This is a genomic window from Mycolicibacterium neoaurum ATCC 25795 (assembly GCF_000691525.1).
Taxonomy (GTDB): domain Bacteria; phylum Actinomycetota; class Actinomycetes; order Mycobacteriales; family Mycobacteriaceae; genus Mycobacterium; species Mycobacterium neoaurum.
Map to the genome: position 1 here is coordinate 686,647 of NZ_JMDW01000008.1, position 22,650 is coordinate 709,296.

The following is a 22,650-nucleotide window of genomic DNA, read 5'->3' on the forward strand; positions in this document are numbered from 1 at the left end:
CGATCATGCGTATTTGTGACTTGGGTAGCTCTTGATCTTCGTACCCTGGAAATAGCCCAGTTCGGCGTAGGTGTACTTCTTGTCGAACTCTTGGCCGATCTTGATGTAGGTCTCCATTGAGTGGTAGCACCCCAAGTTGATGCCGCAGTTATTGTTGGCAGCCGAAGAGTAGGTCTTCGTGTTCAGGCTAATCAAAGTCCATGTGTCCAATGCGCCGCCCGATACCACATCCCATTGGCTTTCCAGGTGGATCGACTGGTAGTTGAGTCCACTGACATGGATCAGCGGAGTGACACGGGGTGATCCGAAGGTAACCACAGCAGTGACGTTGAAGTATTCCCGCCACCGTGAGTCTTGCGCAATGAGTTGCGCGATCATACCGCCCTTACTGTGGCCAACAAGCATCGTTTCCGATGGTGTGCGGTAGGGAACTTCGTTGTACGCCTGCAGAATCTTCTGTACAGCACTGCTCTTGTATCCGTTAACCCGTACATCCCAGGCATTTTGGATCGACTCGATCGTGAACTCGATACCGGTTATGTAGACCACAAGTCGATTGGTGCCGTCGCTGCTGGACACTCGATCTACCCGGATTGAGTCACTGCCTGCATTCTTGGTCAGGTAGAGTTCCTTGATCCGCTTCGCCAAAGCCTCCGTTGTCGTCGAGTAAGTGGGCTGCGTGGATTTTGTTGATGACTTCGGTTTTGTTTCCTGGACGGGAGTCGCGCCACGGTAGACAAACGCATCCCAACCCTGTTGGCCGATTCGTTGTGAGGCTGCGAATCGACCATCCTCGGATGCGGGTAGCGTCTCCGTAGTGCCGGCACGGACCAAGATGGCTCCGACCGGTGCGAGGTTGTCACTCCGCGGTCCGAACACCACAAGGACGTCCTGTGAGTAGGTGTTTCGGTAGACGAGGCGGCCTTGTGAATCGCTGGCGAAACCGTGGGAGCCGTACTGCTGCTGCATCACGTCAGCCAACTGTTTCGCATAACTCTCGCTGATCGGCGTCACATCATTGGTGAGGCCACGCAAGCTCTTGATGTACGACGTATAGAAGAACCGTCCGGTGGGGTCGGCCGTGATGAACGGCCGGAGGTACGCAGTGTCTATGACCCGGATGTACGGGTTGGTCGAATTCGATGCAAGGGAGAACGCGGGCGATCTGCCGGGCTCACTTGTCGTCGTGTTGCGTTGTACCAGAGGCTGATCCGATGCTGGTGCGATGAGCGCGTGCACGGTCGTGGTCCCCGCCCCGCCCTGTTGGCTCACGCTGACGTAGACCGCTCCGTCGGACCCGAACACCACACTGCCGTTCGGATGGCCGAGTAGTGCCTCGCCTACCTGCGATGTTCCATTTGGCGTGACGGTGAAGACAGTGGTGACATGGATCTGCCGTGCGAAGTCGAATTCATAGGTCGCCTGATGGGCGACGCCATTGGAGTCGAAAACCACTGAACTGCTCGGTAGTCCGTTGAACGACCAGCTCGCGACGCCGTTGGATGACACGACCGCGACAGTTGTGCTGTATCCGCCGGTGGCAGAATTCTTCGAACTGACAGTCAGATAGGCATTCCCGTCCGGTCCAACTACCGGCCCACTGGGTTTGCCCACGGTATCGGAGTTACCTGGATATCCGGCGAGCATATGAGTATCCCTGCCCGACGCGGTGATGGCGGCGATACGTGTTATATCCGTCGTCGAGTCGTATGTCGTCTGGTACACGGTGCCGGCCGACCCTGGGACGACACCACCGACAGGCTGACCCGACATCGTCCAGAGCTCGATGGCGCCGTCGCGTTGCAGGACTGTCACCGTGGTGGTGGTTGAGTCCGACTCTGAGTTGCTGGCGCTTGTCGTGAGGTAGGCAACGCCGTCGGAATCGACAACCGCCGGAAGCCAAGAACCGTCCAACGCGATCGGCGTCCCGGCGACCGGTTCGATCAGTGCGGTAAGTCCATTCTCGGTAACCTCGACCAGCAGCGTCGACGATGCGCCGGACTCAGAACCCTCGGAGTCGTCGAGTATCACTACCGTCAGTAGTGCGCTGCCATCCGGCCGTACGACTATGCCGCCGATAGGTATTCCGGTGACTGTCTCGGGTCGTGCGACCAACCCGGTGCCCTCGAGAACTGCAACGGCCGCAGTGAAAGTTGTGTCTCCTGTCTCTGAATCGAGGTGCGCGATACCCAAAGACTGGTAGACGGTGCCATCGGATGCGATGGTGACGGGCCCACCGGCGAAGCCTGCGGTGGTGTGCGATGTCAGGCCGTCGGCGCTGAGGATGACAACCGATGTTGTGGCACCGCTGTAATCGAGGCTGTCGCTGGGAATGTCGGTGACGGTCAGGTAGACGGTCCCGTCCGGGGCGACGACCGCGTTAGATGCGCCGGAGATGGGCCCGCCGGGGATGCCGCTGACTTCGTGGTCGAACACGACGCCGTCGACGATGGCCAGCACAGTCGTTGTGTAGGCGCTGTTCTGCTCATCGTGTCGGTAGATGATCTGGTAGGTGGCGTTGTCGCCCGATACGACCGGACCGATCGGGATGCCCGAGCGCAGACCGGTGAAGTATCCGGTGCCGTCGCTCGCGATCACCAGTACGCCGGACTGCCGGTCACCGCTTGCCGGATCTGTATAGGTAAGTGTTTGGTAGACAACCCCGTTGGGACCGGCTGTGATGTCGCCGTAGGTCTCACCCGTGCCCTGAACGGATGTCGAGCTACCATCGGCCCGCACAAGGGTCAGCGTAGTGGTGACCAGGCCGGTCCCGGAACCGGTGCTGACCGTGGACTGATACACGGCGTTGCCGACTGCCAGCGTCGACGTGCTCACCATAACAGGAGTTCCGGTGATCTCGGGCCCATGTTGGATGCCGCCGTCGGGCAACCCCGAGACAGCCGTGATGATTGCAATGCTCGCGCCGTTGGAACCCAGGTAGGGCACGTACACGGTGCCGTCTTCTGCGACGGTGACGTCGGAAGCCTGGACATCTTGAGCCAGCGCGATGCTGCGAACCACGGCTCCGGCCTGGTCGAGTTCAACAACGCTTGAGCTGCCGAAGTCGGAGACAAACAGGTGGCCTACGGCGTTGACAGCGATCGCCCACGGTGCGCCACCAACCTCGAATACGTCCGCTGTAGTGCCGTTCTGGTTGACTACCTTGATGGCTCCGAGCCCGGGCTTGGTGAGATACAACAATCCGCTGCCCGAAATCGCCAGTCCCGCTACGCCGGAGTCATCGCCCTCGAACAGTGGCTCGCTCTGGATCACGCGGTGTACCGAACCGTCGACGTTCAGAACGGTGATGTTGTCATTGTTCCAGTTGGCGACATACAGGCGGCCGGTGCTGTCGACTGCCAATGCACCTGCCGGATCGGCCAGTTCGGCAAACTGTGAAGTCGCGTAGTCGTTGTCTGGATCGATGACGACGATGACACCGCGGCCGGCCTCTGCACTGAGATCTTCGAGAGTGTCAGCTACCTCGCTGCTGACGAACACCCGGCCGTCATCGCCCACAACCACGTCGTACGCCGAGGCGAAGGGGTATCCGACGACATCGGCGATGCTCACCGTGGTGGCGTAGGTACCGTCGGCATTGAGCACCACCACCTCGCCGACGGTGTCATCAGCCAGGTAGGTGGTGAAGTAGATGCGGCCGTCAGTGCCGACTGCCACGCTCTGGTTGCCCCACGACTCCTGCTCGCCGCCGTACAGCGCGCTCAGGGCAAAATCCGTCGCGGGCGTGATCGCTGCCTCGACCGTGATTGTCGCCGGAGCATGGAATCCGTCGGTGGCCGTGATGGTGAAGGTCGCCGCATCTTCCCCAGGCGTCAGCGAAGCCAATTGCCGCGCCTTCGAATTGGGTGTGTAGGTGAACGAACCGTCGTCCTGGACGGTGACGGCGCCGTTGCCATTGGTGGTGACGGTGTACAGCAACACCGGATCGTCGAGGTCGATGACATGGACCACGCCGGTGACTACGCCGGTGTATTTGTCGACGTTGTTGATCGTGTAGGCAGGGGACTGAGCCACGGGAGCCGCGACATTCGGTCTGATGGTCACGGTGATTGGGACGACGATGGTTTCCAGGCCGTCCGACACGGTGAGTGAGAAGGTCGTGTTGTCCTCCCCCTCGGTACTGGCTGCATCGACCCGCGCCTGGGCGGTGGGGGTGAAGATCCAGTTCCCGTGAACGTCGACACTGACGGTCCCGACGGCGGTATCGGCGCTGCCAGGGGTCAACGTATAGCTGAGCGGGTCGCCGTCGGGGTCCTCGACGTTGACATGGCCACGGACACTTCCCAGTGCTCCGATGCCGGTCACATCAAACGCAGGATCACCGACCTCAGGTGCAGAGTTGGTGTCGGCTGGTAGACCGGAAAGCGTTACGCGATAGATTGTTCCGGTTGTGGAATCACTGAAGTAGATTGCGCTGTCCCCATCGACGACGAGTGACCACGGGATGACGGAACCGAGCGAGACCGGCGCGGTCATCGTCCCGCGGGGGTCGATGACGATGAGCTCGGCCTGCGTCGAGGGCCCGCCGGTGTTCGCTGCGTCGAATCCAGCGATGTATAGGGTGCCATCCGCGCCAAACGCCATCGATGCCGGGGAGAAGGCGCCGAGCGATATCGCCGGCGCCGCTTCTGTCCCGTCCCCGTTCAGTACGCGGATCTCGGTGTAGATGCTAGAGCCTGAGCCATCGCTGATCGGGATGTAGATCTTCCCATCGGGGGTGACGGCGAAAGCCGGGCCGCTGGCAGGCAGGGTGCCAGTTTCAGAGCCTGCGGCGTCGAAGATGTGGAGTGTGAACGTCGAGAACTCCTCGAATTCGGAGGGCGCCTCGAAACCGATGACGTAAACGTTCCCAGCGTCGTCGGTGGCCAGCGTCGCGCCTTGGCCAGGGATGCTCACGAACGTGTCGACCGACTGGGCCGCAGCATCGATAACCCATATCGTCCCGCTCGCGTAGTCACTCACGTACAGCAGACCGCCGTTGCCGACTGCGACACCCCACGGATTGCCGTTCAGTGACACCGGATCTCCGACAGGTATCCCGTCGGGCCCGAGGTAGATGATCGCTCCGTTACCAGGCAGTTGCTCGCCGGCTTCTGATATCCGAAGCCCGAGGTCGGTCACATAGAGGCCGCCGTTTCCATCCAGCGCCAGACCGATGGCCAAGGTGCCGATGTTCTCGGCGAACACGTCGATATCTGCGTTGAGCTCCTGGCCTCCACCGGGCTCGGTGATCACATCGGAAGGATCCAGGACGACGATGCTTCTGCTGATCTGGCTCGGTACATACAGCAAACCGTCTGGTCCGATATCGAGGGCCAGTGATCCGGCTGGCGCCTCGACAGTGCCGATGATCCCGCGCCCGAACGGATCCACCGCATAGATCGTGCTGTTCAGAGGGTCGGTGACATAGGCGATTCCGTCGCCATCGACCGTCACGCCGTACGGCGCGACACCGGTGGTGGCGATCCGGACAACGAGTTCCCCATCCCCATTCAAGACGGTCAATTTTCCGTCAGTCGGTTGAGTCGGGTTGGCTGAGAAATCGAGTGAGGTGAGGTAGAGGTAACCTGTCGGTCCGATAGCGAGCCCGAATGAAGGATCTTCGAGTGCGATCGGTGCCCCGACCTGCGTGAGATCGGAGTCGAAGATGTACAGACGGCCTGAGCTCGTCGCTGTTTCGGGATTGAAGTCGAACGCGGTGACGTAGAGCTTGTCGTTGCCGAAGGCCACCTGCACGGCGGGTCCGGCCAGCACAGTTGTCGGCAGATAACCGTTGGCAGGATCGTAGGCGGTGACCCCTGTCGCGACGTCGGCGACAAAGATTCGGCCGTTCGGTCCCACGGCAATGTCGAAGGGTTGCACGCTGTCGCGCAGAAGTACCACGGGAGTGAACGTCTGGTCGGCTGTGTCGACGGTGCCCAGGATGTAGCCTGTGTAGTCACTGCCGCCGTCGTCGTCAAAGTCTAGCGCGCCCTTGCCGATTACGTAGACCTGGCCACCGACGGTCACGGTGATACCGGTGAGTGAATCCAGGTCGGCCAGGTCAATGGCTTCGTATCCACCCGGGTCGGTGGTCGGCTCGGCCGGAGTGATAGGTGCCAGAACGCTCGCGCTGACTGCGGCGGCGACACCGTCGGAGACCGTGAAGGTCAGTGAGACAGCGTCGTCTCCGATTGTAGCCCAGGCTGTTTCGTGCGCCTCCTGGGTCGGTGTGAAGGTGAAGCCGAACACCCCGCCACCGAGGTTGGTGACGGTGACGTCGCCCTCGTCGATTACCGGCGGGGTTACGGTAAGTGTCGGGCCGTCCGGGTCGGTGACGGTGATCAGTCCGGTCACCACGCCGTCGTCATCAACCTCAACATCACCGATTACCAACTGGGGTGGTTGGTTGACCGGCGTCACCGTGACCGTGACCGTTGCGCTATCGAAAGAAGTTCCGTCGGTGATGGTGTAGGTGAAGGTGTCGGTGCCGGAGAACCCGGTGTTCGGGGTGTAGCTAAGGCCAGTGGAGCTCGGGACGACCGTGCCATTGGCGGGTTGGGTGACGCCGGTGACCTGGAGCGGGGTGGGTGCGTTGTCCGCATCGGTGTCGTTGGCCAGGACATTGATGAATGTGCTGCCGGACCCCTGCGGCAGGGTCACCGAATCGTCGTTGGCGACGGGTGATTCGTTGACGGGTGTGACGACGACGGACACCGTTGCTGTGGCTTCGTGCTCGCCGTCGGTGATGGTGTAGGTGAAGGTGTCTGTGCCGTTCCAGTCGGGGCTGGGGGTATAGGTGACAGTGTTGCCGTTGATGACAACGATCCCATGACCGGCGCTGGATATCGCCGTCAAATGGAGTGAATCACCCTCTGGATCAGAGTCATTCGCGATGACGTCGATTGCTACAGCAGTGTCTTCGGCTGTGCTGACATGGTCGTCGACGGCGGTGGGCGGGGTATTGACGACGATCACCGGTGTCACCGTGACCGTGACGGTACCGATGGTGGTTGTCGTGCCGTCACTGACGGTATAGGTGAAGGTGTCGGTGCCGGCGAAGGTCTCATCGGGCGTATAACTGACCCCGGTCGTAGTGAAGGTGACGGTGCCGTTGTCCGGCTGGGTGACCCCGGTGATGGTCAGCGGATCGTTGTCGGCGTCGTTGTCGTTCCCGAGCACGTTGATCGTGGTGGGCCCGGACCCTTGGGTGACGGTGGCGGAATCGGGACCTGCCACGGGTGCGACATTCACCGATGCTTCGCCGACGGTGATGGTGACTGCGGCGGTCGAGGCGTGTCCGCCGCGGCCGAATAATCCTGCGAGGCCGTGGATATGCCAAGGACTGGCGTCGTCAGAGATGGTGTAGGTGAAGGTGTCCACACCGCTGAACCCGGCGTTGGGGGTATAGGTGAAGCTTCCGTCGGAATTCAACGCCACGGTGCCATTGCCGGCCTGCGTGTAGCCGACGACGGTCAGGATGTCGCCCTGCCCGAGGTTTGGGTCTATGTCGTTGGCGAGGACGGCGATGGTTGTTGGTAGGAGTTCGGAGGTGGTGGCGAGATCAGCGACGGCGGTGGGCGAGCTGTTGGAGAAGGCGCGGTCGAGTTCGCGGCGGACCATGTCCAGGGTCGCGAAGACCAACGCCAATCCGCCGGGGCCGTTGTAATTGGGGTTGAAGATCGGGGAGAACAGCATTCCGATGGCGCCGGCGGCGATATTGATGAGTTTTCCGGCGGTGCCGATGACGATTTCGAGTGGATTGTTGGGTTGCTGCTGCAGCGGTGCCGGGCTCGGAACGGTGGGGGCGGCGGCGGTGGTGAAGCCGAGGGGTGACGGATCGGCCATCGACCGGAGCGTGACACCTTCGATGTCTGAGTCCACCTCGGTGATGAAGTGGCCCTGGGTAGGAGCAACATCGGGCGTGGGGACCTGCTGCTCGCTGCCGGTCAAGTCAGGGGTGGACGAAGAGGCGGCAGGTTCGATGAGCTCGGTGGGCGGCTCTGGCGGATTCGACGGGTTGGGGGGCTCCTGGGTGGTGTTGATCAGCGAGGGCTGCTCGGTGTCACCGGGGATCATCGGTGGTTCGGCCAGTTCCTCCTCACGCAGGGAGGCTTCGTCCCACTCGTCGTCCTCCTCGTCCTCATCTGTCAGCTCCGACGTGTCGTCATCATCAGTGCTGAGCGACGGACCGTCGACGTCGTCACTCTCGTGGACATCGGTGCTGGGGCTGGACGGGCCGGTCGGCAGGTTGCCACCGGCGGGCGCGTCGTTTTCGGCAGGTTTGGAAGAGGTCTCGGTGTCGTTGCTCGGAGTCTCGGCCCAGGCCGGTTGGGCGACGGCGGTGCCGATCCCCAACGCGACAGCCAATGCACCGATACGGCCGACATATTTCGAATAGCCCATGACGGCTTGCCCCCCGCAGAAGAATTGTCCGGCCGATCAATCGATCGCCCGTGCTGACACGCAAGGTAGTGACGTGTACGTCAGTATTCTTAGCGGAAGGTTCGTGGTAATTCACAGCTAAATTGCAGGTTAGTACGTTCGGCGTACTGCCTGATTCAACGGGTGAATGCTCAGGTCTGGCGAACAGATGTCGGTCTGCGCCAATCCGCTACTCGTCGCGGGGGATGACGATCACCGGGGCGTCGGTACCGGCGAGGATGCGCGAGGCCGTCGAGCCGAGGAAGATCCGCTTGGGCGCGGCAAACCGGCTGGAGCCGACCACCAGGATGTCGTCGTCATCCCAGTTCAGTTTCTTCAGCGCCGACTCCAACGTCATACCGTCGGCGACCAGTGATTCGATATCCGGCGAATCCGGCAGCGCACGGGCGGCCACCGCCAGGTTCTCCTGCGCGGCGGCGATCTGCACGGCCCGCAGCTCCTTGAGATCCTCTGCCTCGGAAAGGTTTTCGGCCGACACCAGCGACACCATCCGGATCGGCAGGTTCGCCGCGCTGGCCAGCGTGATGGCGAACGGCAGGGGATTGTCGTCGCCGGGCCTGCTCGGCACCGCTGCGGTCACTGCGGCGATGGTCTCGGGTGCGTCATCGGCGTAGCCGCGCGGGGCGAGCGCCACCGGGATGGGCGAACTGTGCAACAGCGCGCTCGACACCGGCCCGATGACGTGACCGCCGAAGAAACCGTCACGAGCGCCGCCGACCACGATCAGGTCGGAAGAATGGCTCTCGGCGAACCGTAGCAACTCCTCGGCAAAAGACTCTCCGACAAGGACATTGGCGTTGACCGACTTGGCCGCACCGGTCAGCGTGCCGACCGCCTTGGTGATCCACTCCTTGCCCTTCTCCAGCAGCAGCTCCTGATACTGAGCGCGGCCGGGATGCCCGTCGGGCAGTTCCTCGCGCACGACGAGCACCACGTCGACATCGGCGTCGAACGTGCGGGCCAGCGCGGCCGCCAGGGCGACACCGTCGTCACCGGTGGGGGTGGCCAGGTAACCGACCGTCAGATGCATGGTGCCGCCTGCGCTTTCGTATCAGTACACATCGGGGACCTTGACTTCGGTATCGGGGGTGAGCGTCTCACCGCGGAAGAAGCGCTTGGTACCGAACGCGAAGCAGGCGAGCATCAGCGGTACCCCGAGGACCAGCATGCCGACGCCGAGCACGAACACCCCGCCCACCGGACCGAAGGCGGTGTAACCGTAATCGGGGGCGATCATGTCCTTGGCGCTGATCCCGAAGGCGACCGCCATGGACAGCCCGCCGAGAAGCGGAAAGATGCCACGGAAGAACAGGTTTCGTGCCGAGGTGAACAGGGTCCGGCGGAAATACCAGACACAGGCGAAGGCGGTGATGCCGTAGTAGAACGCGACCGCCAGGCCCAGCGAGGCAACCGAGTCTGCCAGGGCATTCTCCGAGAGGAAGGTGAGCACCAGATAGAAGAACAGCGCCATCGCTCCCATCACGATGGTGCCGAACGCCGGTGTCATGTACTTGGGGTGAACGCTGGCAAACCGCTTGGGAAGCGCCTCGTAGACCGCCATCGACAGGGTGCCGCGCGCGGTCGGCAGGATGGTGGTCTGCGTCGAGGACAGCGCCGATACCGACACCGTCAGCAGCAGCAGCGATGCCAGGATGGGACCGCCCACCGGTGCACCGAGCACGGTCAGCACGTCATCGGTGTTGTTCGGGTTGTTCAGCCCGATTCCCACCACGCTGAAACCGGCGAACGACTGGACCGCATACGCCACCAATACGTAGGTGCACACCAGGATCAGCGTGGTGATGACGGCGGCGATACCGGGTGTGCGACCGGGGTCCTTGGTCTCCTCGCCGACGGCCAGGCAAGCATCCCAGCCCCAGTAGATGAACACGCACAGGATGATCGCCGCGGCGATCGATGAGATGTCCAGACCCGACGGCCACAGCCAGGACAGTGACGGGCTCACCGCTTGTGCACCGGCGGTGTTCCCGAATACCCGGATCAGCGCCCATACGCTCGCGACGATCAGCACACCGAACTGGATGGCGATCAGGACGTTCTGCATCTTCTCCGAGACGACCACACCGCGGGCACTCACCAGCGTCATGGAGATGATGAAGAACGATCCGAGCGCGACCTTGGCGTACAGATTGTCCGCCAGCGCGTCCTGGCCGAGGAATTTGAACAGGTAGACCGCGGCGATCTCGGCGACGTTGGCGAGCACGATGATCGCCGAGACGGCCAGCCCCCAGCCGCCGATCCAGCCGATCCACGGACCGAAGGCCTTGGTTCCCCAGGTGAAGGTGGTGCCGCAGTCCGGGGTGTCCTGCGACAGCTCCTTGTAGGCGAAGGCCACCAGCAGCATCGGGATGAATGCCAGGACGAACATGGCCGGAGCCTTGTCGCCGACGTGAAGCACCACATAACCCAGCGTCGCGGCCAGGCTGTAGGCCGGCGCCACGGCCGCCAGCCCGATCACCACGTTGCCCACCAGACCCAGCGCGCCGGCCTGCAGACCCTTGTCCGTGGTCACCGGGGTCGGCTGTTCCGCGATTGCCATACGCGTGAATATACGGTTTCAGTTGTCTCGAAGGGATGATACGACGAAAAGGTTTTCATCTGGGTAACACGGCAACGAAATCAATACGTCGTATACCGGTTCTAGACTCAGGGCCATGACGGCCGACGCCTGGACCGCGGAGTTCGAGGAGCTGCGGCCGCACCTGCTCGCCGTCGGGTACCGGTTGACCGGAACATACGCCGATGCCGAGGACATCGTCCAGGATGCGTGGCTGCGCAGGCAGCGAACCGCCGAACCCATCGCCGATCTGCGCGCCTGGCTGACCACCGTGGTCAGCCGCCTTGGCCTGGACACCCTGCGCTCGGCCACCCATCGCCGCGTCAGCTATGTCGGGGAATGGCTTCCCGAACCGGTGGTCACTCCGGTGGCGGGAGATGACCCGTTGGACACCGTCGTGGCCGGTGAGGATGCGCGGTTCGCGGCGATGGTGGTACTGGAGCGGCTCACCCCCGAACAGCGCGTCGCCTTCGTCCTGCATGACGGTTTTGGGGTGCCGTTCGACGAGATCGCCGAGGTGCTCGGCACCACCGCCACGGCGGCCCGGCAACTGGCATCGCGGGCTCGCCGAGCCGTAGCGGCCGCCCCGCCACCGGAGGCGGCCGAGGCCCACAACGAGGTGGCCGGCCGCCTGATGGCCGCTCTCGCCGCCGGTGACGTGGATGCCGTCGTCGCGCTGCTCCATCCCGACATCACCTTCACCGGTGACGCGAACCGCCGCGCGCCGACCGCCCCGAACGTCATCCGCGGACCGGAGAAGGTGGCGCGCTTCCTGTTCGGGCTCGCGAAGCGGTACGGCCCGAACTGGCAGGCGGGCAGTCAGCCGGTGCTCGTCAACGGCGAACTCGGCACGTACACACCAGGCGCGCCGCCCGTCGACGGCTACCCCGAGCTGATGCCCCGCATCACCGCGGTGACGATCACCGACGGGCGTGTGGCCGCGGTCTGGGATATCGCCAACCCGGACAAGTTCACCGCGTCTCCGCTTCGCCGGGATCTGCCCACGGAACCCGGCAGGCATCCCCGGAGCTGAACCCCTGCTCGGTGATGCCCAGCGCCGAGTACATCCGGGCCCGCATGTTCTCCAGTCCGATCTGGTAGGTCAGTTCGATCACCCCGGCGTCGCCGAATCTGGCGCGTAGGTCGGCGACCTGCTCGTCGGTGATGGCGTGCGGGTCGGTGCTCATGGCGTCGGCGTAGGCGATCGCGGCGCGTTCGTCTGCGTCGAACAGTGGCGAGGTCGCATAGTCGTCGATGGTCGTGAGCCTCTCGACGTCCAGACCGTCGAGGCGAGCCAGCATGGATCCGAAGTCCACACACCAGGAGCACCCGATGGTGCGCGCCGTCCAGAACACCGCCAGCTCGCGGACAGCTACGGGCAGCGTCGTGGACCCGGCTTGCACCAGCATCTCGTGGACGGCGTTGGCCGCCAGCAGCCGCCGGTGGTGGGCGGCGACGGTGAATGGTTGCGGGACTTCGCCGAATTTCCGCTTGGCGATGCGGTACATCATCCGGGTGAACAGTCCGGCGTCGGCGGGGTGCAGGGCAGCGATTCTTGGTGTCATACCGATCAGACGACACGGCGGGTCGATTTGTGACCGGGGTGCTAGTTCGAAACGGGTGCGTGCGGGTAGAGATGAAGCGTGACTGACATGCTGCCGAGCCGGGGCTCGGTGTTCGGTGCCCACCTTCGATCGGCCGCGACGGTCTCCGTCCAGATTGTCGCGGTGTCGGCGGCCCTGTGGATCCTGGCCTGGGTGGTCGGCGAGGCGTGGGTGATCATCCTGCCGGTCGCGCTGGCCGTGGTGGTCTGCACCGTGCTGTGGCCGCCGGTGCGCTGGATGCGGTCCAAGGGCGTCCCGCCCGCGGCCGCGGCACTGCTGATGCTGTTGGTGGCGATCGGGGTGATCGCGGGTCTGATCGCGGCGGTGGCGCCGGCCATCGTCGAGCAGTCGACCGAACTGGCCGAGCAGGCGACCGCCGGTGTGGTCCAGGTCCGGGACTGGTTGGGCGGCCCGCCGCTCAACATCAGCGAGGCGCAACTGGATTCGGCCGTCACGGCGATCAACGACCAGTTGAACTCCAGCAGCAGCCAGATCGCGAGCGGTGTGTTCACCGGCGTCGGTGCGGCCACCTCGGCGTTGGTGACCCTGTTCACCACCATTGTGGTGTTGTTCTTCCTGCTCAAGGATGGCCCACGGTTCATCCCGTGGCTGCGGCGCTCGGTCGGTCATCCCGGCGCGCGGCACCTGGCCGAGGTGCTGGCGCGGATCTGGGACACCCTGGGCGGTTTCATCCGCACCCAGGCGCTGGTGAGTCTGGTGGACGCCGTGCTGATCGGGGTCGGCCTGGTGATCCTCGGCGTGCCGCTTGCCTACGCGTTGGCCATCATCACCTTCATCGGCGGATTCGTACCGATCGTGGGTGCCTTCGTCGCAGGCGGTCTGGCCGTCCTGATCGCGTTGGTCGCCAACGGGCCGATCAATGCGCTGCTGGTGCTCGGCGTCATCATCGCGGTGCAGCAGCTGGAGGGCAACGTGCTGCAGCCGTGGCTGCAGTCGAAGTCGATGAAGCTGCACGCGGTGATCGTGCTTTTGGCAGTGACCCTCGGGGCATCGACGTTCGGTGTCATCGGGGCATTCCTGGCCGTGCCGGTGGCCGCTGCGGTCGCAGTGATCATCCGGTACTACGACGAGCAGGTGGCCGAGATCGCGGGGGAGAACATCGGGCCGGAGCCTCCGCCCGAGTAGCGCCGAGTGTGGCCTTGGATACCAGTGTTCAGTCGAATTTGATACATAAGTCGACTTTCGATTGCAGTGGAACCGTGCGGTGGACCGCTGCGTCTGAATCCACATGGTGTTTCTGGGTTCGGAGGCGCTGGCGGCGGGTGTACTGAATCGCAACCAGTTGCGCACGAAGTACGACGCTGTCCATCGGGACGTGTACGTGGCCCGCGGGACGGTGTTGACGCCGGTGGATAAAGCACGGGCGGCGTGGCTCTGGTCGCGACGCCGGGGTGTGGCAGTCGGACTGTCCGCGGCAGCGCTGCACGGCTGCAAGTGGATCGACGCTGTCCATCCCGCCGAGCTCAATCAGTCGAGTCGCTCCGCGCCGACCGGGATCGTCATCCACAGCGACGAACTCTTACCCGCCGAGGTTGCAGAGCAGCATGGCATCCGTATGACGTCGCCGGCGCGCACAGGGTTCGACCTCGGTCGTCGCAGGGGCCTCACCATGGCCGTCATCCGTGTCGATGCCCTTCTACAGACAGCCAAGCTGACGATCGCCGACGTCGAGTCGCTGTCGGTGCAGCACAGGGGAGCGCGAGGTATCCGTCAGTTACGGGACGTGCTCGTCCTCGCCGATGACGGGGCCGAGTCGCCACAGGAGACGCGCCTGCGGTTGGTGCTCACGAAGGCGGGGATGCGCCCGACGCGAACCCAGATCGAGGTGTACGACAAGTACCGCCTCATCGGCCGGCTCGACATGGGTTGGCCCGAGTGGAAGGTCGGCGTCCAGTACGACGGTGCACAGCATTGGACCGACCCGAGGCAGCGGACCCTGGATATCGAGCAGGACGTCGCTTACCGAGACTGCGGCTGGCGAATCGTCAGGGTCGGTGCGGACCTGCTCAGGCACCGGCAGACGACGATCGTTCGACGGGTCCAGGCCGAGTTGAGATCGGCAGGGGCAAAGTGCTGAAACGAGTGTTGGCTTGTGTGCCAGATCCAGAAGGATCTTGGTACACAAGCCAACACTCGGGCCCGGAAGAACCTAGCGCGCGAACATCAGCGCGCGCTTGACCTCTTGGATCGCCTGGGTGACCTGGATGCCACGCGGGCATGCCTCGGTGCAGTTGAAGGTGGTGCGGCAGCGCCACACCCCGTCGACCTCGTTGAGGATGTCGAGACGCTCGGCGGCACCCTCGTCACGCGAGTCGAAGATGAACCGGTGCGCGTTGACGATCGCGGCGGGCCCAAAGTAGGACCCCTCGCTCCAGTACACCGGGCACGAGGTGGTGCAGCAGGCGCACAGGATGCACTTGGTGGTGTCGTCGAAGCGGGCCCGGTCGGTCGCGCTCTGGACGCGCTCCTTGGTCGGCGCGTTACCGCTGGTGATCAGGAACGGCTTCACCGCGCGGTAAGCGTCGAAGAAGGGCTCCATGTTGACGATCAGATCCTTTTCCACGGGCAGACCGCGGATAGGCTCGATCGTGATCGTCAGCTGCTTTGAAGCCTTCTTGGGCAGCAGGTCCCGCATCAGCACCTTGCATGCCAGCCGGTTGACACCGTTGATGCGCATGGCATCCGAGCCGCACACGCCGTGCGCGCAGGACCGGCGGAACGTCAACGTGCCGTCGAGGTACCACTTCACGTAGTGCAGCAGGTTCAGCAGCCGGTCACTCGGCAGGCACGGCACCCGGAAGCTCTGGTAGCCGGCCTCGTCGGGGGCATCCGGGTTGAATCGGGCGATCTTCAGCGTGACCATCACCGCGCCGTCGGGAACGGGCGGCAGCTCGGGGCTCTTGGTGTCGGGTTCAATGACAGCAGTCATCAGTACTTCCGTTCCATCGGCTCGTAGCGGGTCTGGACCACGGGCTTGTAGTCCAACCGGATATCGCTCAGCAGATCGGTGCCCTCTTTGTAGGCCATCGTGTGACGCATGTAGTTGGTGTCGTCACGGTTCGGGTAGTCCTCCCGCGCGTGGCCGCCACGAGATTCCTTGCGGTTCAACGCGCCGACGACGGTCACCTCGGCCAGCTCCAGCAGGAAGCCGAGCTCGATGGCCTCCAGCAGGTCGCTGTTGTAGCGCTTGCCCTTGTCCTGCACCGTGATCCGCGAGTAACGCTCCTTGAGCGCATGGATGTCGGTCAGGGCCTGCTTCAGCGTCTCCTCGGTGCGGAACACCGCGGCGTTGTTGTCCATCGACTGCTGCAGCGCGGTGCGGATGTCGGCGACGCGCTCGTTGCCGTGCTCGGAGAGGATGTCGCCGACCCATTCGACGACCATGTTGGCCGGGTTCTCCGGCATGTCGACGTGGTTGTGGTTGAGCGCGTACTCGGCGGCCGCGATGCCGGCCCGACGGCCGAACACGTTGATGTCGAGCAGCGAGTTGGTGCCCAGCCGGTTGGAGCCGTGCACCGACACGCACGCGCATTCCCCTGCGGCGTACAGGCCGGGGATGACGTTGGTGTTGTCGCGCAGCACCTGGCCGTTGACGTTGGTCGGGATGCCGCCCATCACGTAGTGGCAGGTGGGGTAGACCGGCACCAGTTCGGTCACCGGATCCACACCCAGGTAGGTCCGGGCGAACTCGGTGATATCGGGCAGCTTGGCCTCCAGCACGTCCTCACCGAGATGGCGCACGTCGATGTAGACGTAATCCTTGTTCGGTCCGGCGCCGCGGCCTTCGAGGACTTCGAGGACCATCGAGCGTGCGACGATGTCGCGCGGGGCCAGGTCGACGATGGTCGGCGCGTAGCGCTCCATGAAACGCTCACCGTCGGCGTTGAGCAGACGTCCGCCCTCACCGCGCACGGCCTCGGAGATCAGGATGCCCAGCCCGGCAAGACCTGTCGGGTGGAACTGGTGGAACTCCATGTCCTCCAGGGGCAGTCCCTTGCGGAAGATGATGCCCAGGCCGTCACCGGTGAGGGTGTGCGCGTTGGAGGTGGTCTTGTACATCCGCCCCGATCCGCCGGTGGCGAAGACGATCGCCTTGGCGTGGAAGACGTGGATGTCACCGGTGGCCAGCTCGTAGGCGACCACACCGGTGGCCACCGGGCCGCCGGGGGTTTCGGTGAGGACGACGTCGAGGGCGTAGAACTCGTTGAAGAACTCGACATCGTGCTTGACGCAGTTTTGGTACAGGGTCTGCAGGATCATGTGGCCGGTGCGGTCGGCGGCGTAACAGGCGCGCCGAACCGGGGCCTTGCCATGGTCGCGGGTGTGACCACCGAAGCGGCGCTGGTCGATGCGGCCCTCGGGGGTGCGGTTGAACGGCATCCCCATCTTCTCCAGGTCATAGACCGCGTCGATGGCTTCCTTGCACATGATCTCGACGGCGTCCTGGTCGGCGAGGTAGTCCCCACCCTTGACGGTGTCGAAGGTGTGCCACTCCCAGTTGTCCTCTTCGACATTGGCCAGCGCGGCGCACATGCCGCCCTGGGCAGCGCCGGTGTGACTGCGGGTCGGGTACAGCTTGGTCAGCACGGCGGTGCGGGCGCGCGGTCCGGCCTCGACGGCGGCACGCATACCCGCGCCGCCGGCACCGACGATGACGACGTCATAACGATGTTCTTGAATCATCCTGCGTCCCTAGCTAGATATTGGCGTCGAACGTGACGAGCACGTAGCTGCCCAGCACCAGCGTGAAGCCGGTGGCCAACAGCAGCAGCGAGTTCAGCCAGAACTTGGTGGTGTTCTTGCGGGCATAGTCACCGATGATGGTGCGCATGCCGTTGGCGCCGTGGATCATGGCCAGCCACAGCAACGCCATGTCCCAGATCTGCCAGAACGGCGAGGCCCAGCGCTCGGCGACATAGTTGAAGTCGATGCGGTACACGCCGTCTTCCCAGAGCAGCATGATGAACAGGTGGCCCAGCGCCAGGAAGACCAGGGCGACGCCGGAGAACCGCATGAACAGCCAGGCGTACTTCTCGAAGTACGGGATGCCGCGCGGCCTGCGCGGTGCGCGCGGGTGATCGAGGCTCGCCGGCCGGTCGTGCTCTTTCTCCTGCACCGGGGCGATGCGCCCCTCCTTGTGGTGCGGAGTCCAGGCCTCGCTCACAGGAACCGCTCCGCCATGTGCATACCGATCACTCCCAGGGACGGGATCATCACGGCCAGCCAGACGCCGGCGATGACCCACAACATCTTGCGCTGATATTTGGGCCCCTTGGCCCAGAAGTCGATGAGGATGACCCGGATGCCGTTGAGTGCGTGATACAGCACCGCGGCCACCAGGCCGATCTCCATGAGCCCGATGATCGGCGTCTTGTACGTCTCGATGATCGAGTTGTACGCCTCGGGGCTGACCCGGACCAGTGCGGTGTCGAGCACGTGCACCAGCAGGAAGAAGAAGATGGTGGCGCCGGTGATGCGGTGCAACACCCAGCTCCACATGCCTGGGTCGCCGCGGTACAGACTGCGGCGGCGCGCCGGTTTCGCTCGCGGTGCCGGGATATCGGATTCCGCGGCCGTGGCTGTGCTCATTGAGTCCTCCAACGCCTTCGGTGGACGGTTGGGGAGAAGGCTGATTCCTACCCCAAACCTCGGGGCGACTCTAATCCCATTTGAGGCCGCTGAAGAACTAGCCTGGGTGTCCGGGCGCCCCTTGTACCACAAAGTTAGGGTTACCTACCTTGGTTCACCCGCCGGTGGTTGGCGTGTTCGGAATGCATTCAGATGAAGATGAACGGACATCGAATGACTGCTGAAATAGATTGGATTGCGTTGCGCGACAACGCAATTGATGCTTCCCGACGGGCGTACGCGCCATACTCCGGTTTCCCCGTCGGAGCTGCGGCAATAGTCGACGATGACCGAATAATCCTCGGATGCAATGTGGAGAATGTCTCATATGGCCTAGGTCTCTGTGCCGAGTGCGCTGTGGTCTGCGCCCTGCATTCGGGCGGTGGCGGACGATTGGTCGCACTGAGCTGTGTGGCCGCCGACGGGGCGCCGCTGATGCCATGCGGTCGGTGCCGGCAGGTGCTCTACGAGCACGGCGGACCGGAGTTGTTGATCGACCATCCCGGCGGCCCGAAACGGCTCGCCGAACTGCTGCCCGACGCGTTCGGCCCTGACGATCTGGAGCGCAATGTTTGACGCTCCGTCGATCATCCGGACCAAGCGCGACGGCGGCGTGCTCTCCGATGCGGCCATCGACTGGATGATCGACGGCTACACCCGCGGTGCGGTGGCCGACGAGCAGATGTCGGCGTTGCTGATGGCGATCTTCCTGCGGGGTATGACGCCGGCGGAGATCGCCCGTTGGACCACGGCGATGATCGATTCCGGCGAACGCTTCGACTTCGGCGATCTCGGGCGTCCGACGGTCGACAAACACTCCACCGGTGGCGTCGGCGACAAGATCACCATCCCCCTGGTACCGGTGGTACTGGCTTGTGGCGCAGCGGTTCCGCAGGCCGCCGGCCGCGGGCTCGGTCACACCGGCGGCACCCTGGACAAGCTGGAGTCGATCACTGGATTCACCGCCGAACTGTCCACTGCACAGATCCGCGGGCAGCTGGCCGGGGTGGGTGCGGCGATCTTCGCCGCGGGTGGGCTGGCCCCGGCGGACCGCAAGATCTACGCGCTGCGCGACATCACCGCCACCACCGAGTCACTGCCGCTGATCGCCAGCTCGGTGATGAGCAAGAAGCTCGCCGAGGGCGCCTCGTCGCTGGTGCTCGACGTCAAGGTCGGCAAGGGCGCGTTCCTCAAGACCGAGGCCGAATCTCGTGAATTGGCCGCCACCATGGTGGAACTCGGTAATGCCAGCGGTGTGCCGACACGGGCGTTGCTGACCGATATGAACCGTCCGCTGGGCCGCACGGTCGGCAACGCGCTGGAGGTGGCCGAGTCCCTGGAGGTGCTTGCCGGCGGCGGTCCGGAGGATGTCGTCGAGCTGACCGTCGCGCTGGCCGTCGAGATGCTCGCCGCCGCAGGCATCGACGATGTCGATCCCGCGCAGACATTGAAGGACGGCACCGCGATGGATCGGTTCCGCGAACTCGTCGCCGCCCAGGGCGGGGATCTCAACGTGCCCCTGCCCATCGGCGCGCATGCCGAGACGGTGACCGCCGGCGCCGGTGGCGTGATGGGTGATATCGACGCGATGTCGGTGGCGATGGCGGCGTGGCGGCTAGGGGCCGGCCGCGCAGCACCGGGTCAGCCGGTGCAATTCGGCGCCGGGGTGCGCATCCACCGACGCCCAGGAGAGCCGGTCACCGCGGGCGAGACCCTGTTCACGCTCTACACCGACACCCCCGAACGGCTCGCGCCGGCGCTGGCCGAGCTCGTCGGCGGGTGGAGCGTCGGCGCGCAGCCGCCGCGGATCGGGCCGCTGATCATCGACCGGATCGGCTGATGGCGCGCCGGCGACGGTTCGGTTAACTGACCGGCGCCCGGTTGCGTCAACAAGGAAGATGGACAGATGAGCACGCCATTGACGCTGGATCTCATCAAACAGGCTCCCAAAGCCCTGCTGCACGACCACCTCGACGGCGGACTCCGGCCCGCCACGGTGCTGGAGCTGGCCGAGCAGACCGGCTATGCGGACCTGCCTGCCACCGACGCCGACGAGTTGGCCACCTTCTTCCGTACCGCCGCCCACAGCGGTTCGCTGGTGCGCTATCTGGAACCGTTCGCGCACACCGTCGGGGTGATGCAGACACCGGAGGCACTGCACCGGGTGGCGTATGAATGCGTCGAAGATCTGGCCGAGGACAACGTGGTCTATGCGGAGGTGCGATTCGCCCCCGAATTGCATATCGACGGGGGGTTGTCCCTGGATGCGGTCGTCGACGCGGTGCTCGACGGGTTCGCCGAGGGGGAGAAGGCCGCCGCCGGCGCCGGTCGCCCGATCGTGGTGCGCTGCCTGGTGACCGCCATGCGGCACGCCGCCCGCTCTCGGGAGATCGCCGAGCTGGCGGTGCGGTTCCGCGACCGCGGGGTCGTCGGTTTCGACATCGCCGGCGCCGAGGCCGGATATCCGCCGAGTCGGCACCTGGACGCCTTCGAGTACATGCGAAGTAACAACGCGCGCTTCACCATTCACGCCGGCGAGGCATTCGGCCTGCCGTCCATCCACGAGGCCATCGCCTTCTGCGGCGCCGACCGACTCGGCCACGGCGTGCGCATCGCCGACGACATCACGGTGGCCGAGGACGGCACCTTGGAGCTCGGGCGATTGGCGGCGCTGCTGCGGGACAAGCGAATTCCGTTGGAGCTGTGCCCGAGCTCCAACGTGCAGACCGGCGCGGTGGACAGCATCGCCGAGCACCCGTTCGATCTGCTGGCGCGGGCGCGGTTCCGGGTCACGGTCAACACCGACAACAGGCTGATGAGTGACACCACCATGAGCCAGGAGATGTTGCGCCTTGTCGAGGCGTTCGGTTACGGCTGGAGTGACCTACTGCGGTTCACGATCAACGCCATGAAGTCGTCGTTCCTGCATTTCGACGAACGGTTGGCGCTGATCGACGGGGTCATCAAACCGCGGTACGCGGTGCTGATCGGCTGACGGTTTGTGGAGTCTCGGCCGCCACCAGCGCGGCTCTGACTCCACAAAGCACGACTCCACAAATCACTCGGGGCGCAGGCGCGATTCGACGAAGCGCTCCAGCGCCTCCCACTGTTCGACGGCCTTGGCCGTCGACCCCTTGGGCCGCGGTTTGGCGGGGTCGAGCACGTGCGCGACGAACGAACCCAGCGGCTGATCGGCGGCCAGCGACTTGGACACGATGGGGTCCTCGGCGTAGTCACCGACGTCGTTGAGCAGTTCCAGCGCGAGATCCAGCTGGTCGCGATCCACGGCCTCCGGGCCGTCGGCGATATCGTCGACCAGACCGGAGAGCACGTAGATGTTCTCGTCGGTGACCTCGACGCGCAGCGACCCGTCGGTGGCGGCGGTGCGGATGATCTCGTACGAGCTGAACCCGGAAAGGTCGCTCTCGTGCTCGTCGGCCAGGTAGCGGGCCAACGTCCGTTCGGAGCTGAACACGCTGATGCGACCGTTGCGGCCGAGGAAACGGGGATCGTCACCGACATAGCAGCGCAGCGTGTACAGGGTTCCGCTGCTGGTGATGATGCGGATCGGATCGATGCCCACCTGGGTCCAGAAGTCGTCGTCGCTGCCGAGGACCTGGCGTTCGGCCTCGGCCTCGAGCGCGTCTTCCTCCTCCTCGGTGTCGACCACGCCCTCGATGACCACGTCCTCGTCGTCGTCCTCGATGAGGATGTCGTCCATCTCGGGGGCGGGTTCGTCCAGCTCGGCGGCGGCCTTGGCCGATTCGGCCTGGTTGACCTCGGGCGTGCTGACAAGTTCGTCGATGGTGTCGACGACACCGTCCCAGGCCCGGCCGATCACCGCCTCGATCTCGGTCCAGCGCTTGCGGCCCGCGCGGCCCTCGAACGCCTCGATACCGCCGCCGAGGGTGCCCAGCACCGGGTTGCCGTTGAAGAACTTGGTGATGGTGGGCAGTTCGCACACCGATCCGATGGCGGAGACCAGCGCCAGCGCACCGTGCAGGGTGGCCACCGAATCGGCGGTCGGCTTCTCGGCGACCAGCTCGGGAACCCCGATCAGATCGTGCTGCCGCTCCTCGGTCGGATCGAAGCGGTGCGCGTTGGCCTTGACGAGCTTGTCCCAGGCCGGGTGATCGGTCAGATCGTTGTCGTCGTTCGTCCGGACGAACGCGGCCAGATCGGCGACGGACTCGAAGGCATAGATGTCCTCGTCCTTGCCGAGGAATGCCTCCCATTCGTCACCGGCATCGCGCCAGCGCGGAGCCCACAGGGTGTACAGGTCGCCATTGGTCAGTCCGAGCCGGACCGGCACGATGTCAGCCGCCATGGCGCATAGCGTAACGATGCATGCTGAGCGGTTCCGGGCCACACCCA

Annotated in this window: 15 protein-coding genes; 6 read left to right on the forward strand and 9 right to left on the reverse strand. The window is 64.4% G+C overall.

The features are described 5' to 3' along the window. Window positions 1-3: 3 nt before the first annotated feature. From IC40_RS0110755 to IC40_RS0110765, 3 genes are all read right to left on the reverse strand, one after another. Window positions 4-8,406 carry an Ig-like domain-containing protein gene (locus IC40_RS0110755; protein WP_030134716.1) on the reverse strand — a complete coding sequence of 2,801 codons (8,403 nt, stop codon included), beginning with the start codon at window positions 8,404-8,406 and terminating at the stop codon, window positions 4-6. A 208-nt stretch (window positions 8,407-8,614) separates the two neighbouring features. Then, window positions 8,615-9,475, reverse strand: coding sequence for a universal stress protein (locus IC40_RS0110760; protein ID WP_030134717.1), 861 nt, complete (start codon window positions 9,473-9,475; stop codon window positions 8,615-8,617). A 21-nt stretch (window positions 9,476-9,496) separates the two neighbouring features. After that, a complete protein-coding gene (locus IC40_RS0110765) occupies window positions 9,497-11,005 on the reverse strand; it encodes an APC family permease (protein ID WP_030134718.1) in 1,509 nt (502 codons plus the stop codon). A gap of 115 nt (window positions 11,006-11,120) precedes the next feature. On the opposite strand from IC40_RS0110765, the gene IC40_RS0110770 reads away from it, so the two are divergent. Beyond that, window positions 11,121-12,056, forward strand: a complete 936-nt coding sequence (locus IC40_RS0110770; protein ID WP_030134719.1) for a sigma-70 family RNA polymerase sigma factor — start codon at window positions 11,121-11,123, stop codon at window positions 12,054-12,056. Here the strand turns inward: IC40_RS0110770 and IC40_RS0110775 are convergent. Then, window positions 11,995-12,588 carry a carboxymuconolactone decarboxylase family protein gene (locus tag IC40_RS0110775; protein WP_030134720.1) on the reverse strand — a complete coding sequence of 198 codons (594 nt, stop codon included), beginning with the start codon at window positions 12,586-12,588 and terminating at the stop codon, window positions 11,995-11,997. The two genes, IC40_RS0110770 and IC40_RS0110775, sit on opposite strands and share 62 nt — an antisense overlap. A gap of 87 nt (window positions 12,589-12,675) precedes the next feature. On the opposite strand from IC40_RS0110775, the gene IC40_RS0110780 reads away from it, so the two are divergent. After that, window positions 12,676-13,773, forward strand: coding sequence for an AI-2E family transporter (locus IC40_RS0110780; RefSeq protein ID WP_030134721.1), 1,098 nt, complete (start codon window positions 12,676-12,678; stop codon window positions 13,771-13,773). A gap of 103 nt (window positions 13,774-13,876) precedes the next feature. Further along, complete coding sequence (locus tag IC40_RS0110785) at window positions 13,877-14,725, forward strand: type IV toxin-antitoxin system AbiEi family antitoxin (RefSeq protein WP_030134722.1); 849 nt, start codon at window positions 13,877-13,879, stop codon at window positions 14,723-14,725. Window positions 14,726-14,797: 72 nt separating this feature from the next. Here the strand turns inward: IC40_RS0110785 and IC40_RS0110790 are convergent, their stop codons facing one another. The 4 genes from IC40_RS0110790 to sdhC are packed head-to-tail and all read right to left on the reverse strand — an operon-like array spanning window position 14,798 to window position 18,237. Continuing rightward, window positions 14,798-15,577, reverse strand: a complete 780-nt coding sequence (locus IC40_RS0110790; protein ID WP_030134723.1) for a succinate dehydrogenase iron-sulfur subunit — start codon at window positions 15,575-15,577, stop codon at window positions 14,798-14,800. After that, complete coding sequence (sdhA, locus tag IC40_RS0110795; RefSeq protein ID WP_030134724.1) at window positions 15,577-17,331, reverse strand: succinate dehydrogenase flavoprotein subunit; 1,755 nt, start codon at window positions 17,329-17,331, stop codon at window positions 15,577-15,579. Before sdhA ends, IC40_RS0110790 begins: the two co-directional genes overlap by 1 nt. A gap of 13 nt (window positions 17,332-17,344) precedes the next feature. Beyond that, a complete protein-coding gene (locus IC40_RS0110800) occupies window positions 17,345-17,812 on the reverse strand; it encodes a succinate dehydrogenase hydrophobic membrane anchor subunit (RefSeq protein ID WP_019510105.1) in 468 nt (155 codons plus the stop codon). Next, window positions 17,809-18,237, reverse strand: a complete 429-nt coding sequence (gene sdhC / locus IC40_RS0110805) for a succinate dehydrogenase, cytochrome b556 subunit (protein ID WP_081843397.1) — start codon at window positions 18,235-18,237, stop codon at window positions 17,809-17,811. The genes IC40_RS0110800 and sdhC overlap by 4 nt, the downstream gene beginning before the upstream one ends. A gap of 213 nt (window positions 18,238-18,450) precedes the next feature. On the opposite strand from sdhC, the gene IC40_RS0110810 reads away from it, so the two are divergent. The 3 genes from IC40_RS0110810 to IC40_RS0110820 all read left to right on the forward strand — a co-directional run bounded on the left by IC40_RS0110810 (window position 18,451) and on the right by IC40_RS0110820 (window position 21,271). Further along, window positions 18,451-18,852 (forward strand): cytidine deaminase, encoded by a 402-nt coding sequence (locus IC40_RS0110810; protein WP_030134726.1) that lies wholly within the window; start codon window positions 18,451-18,453, stop codon window positions 18,850-18,852. Further along, window positions 18,845-20,116 (forward strand): thymidine phosphorylase, encoded by a 1,272-nt coding sequence (locus IC40_RS0110815; RefSeq protein ID WP_030134727.1) that lies wholly within the window; start codon window positions 18,845-18,847, stop codon window positions 20,114-20,116. Before IC40_RS0110810 ends, IC40_RS0110815 begins: the two co-directional genes overlap by 8 nt. Before the next feature lie 66 nt (window positions 20,117-20,182). After that, window positions 20,183-21,271, forward strand: coding sequence for an adenosine deaminase (locus tag IC40_RS0110820; protein WP_030134728.1), 1,089 nt, complete (start codon window positions 20,183-20,185; stop codon window positions 21,269-21,271). 63 nt (window positions 21,272-21,334) lie between these two features. On the opposite strand, the gene satS is transcribed toward IC40_RS0110820, so the two are convergent. After that, a complete protein-coding gene (gene satS / locus IC40_RS0110825; protein ID WP_030134729.1) occupies window positions 21,335-22,603 on the reverse strand; it encodes a protein export chaperone SatS in 1,269 nt (422 codons plus the stop codon). Window positions 22,604-22,650: the final 47 nt, after the last annotated feature.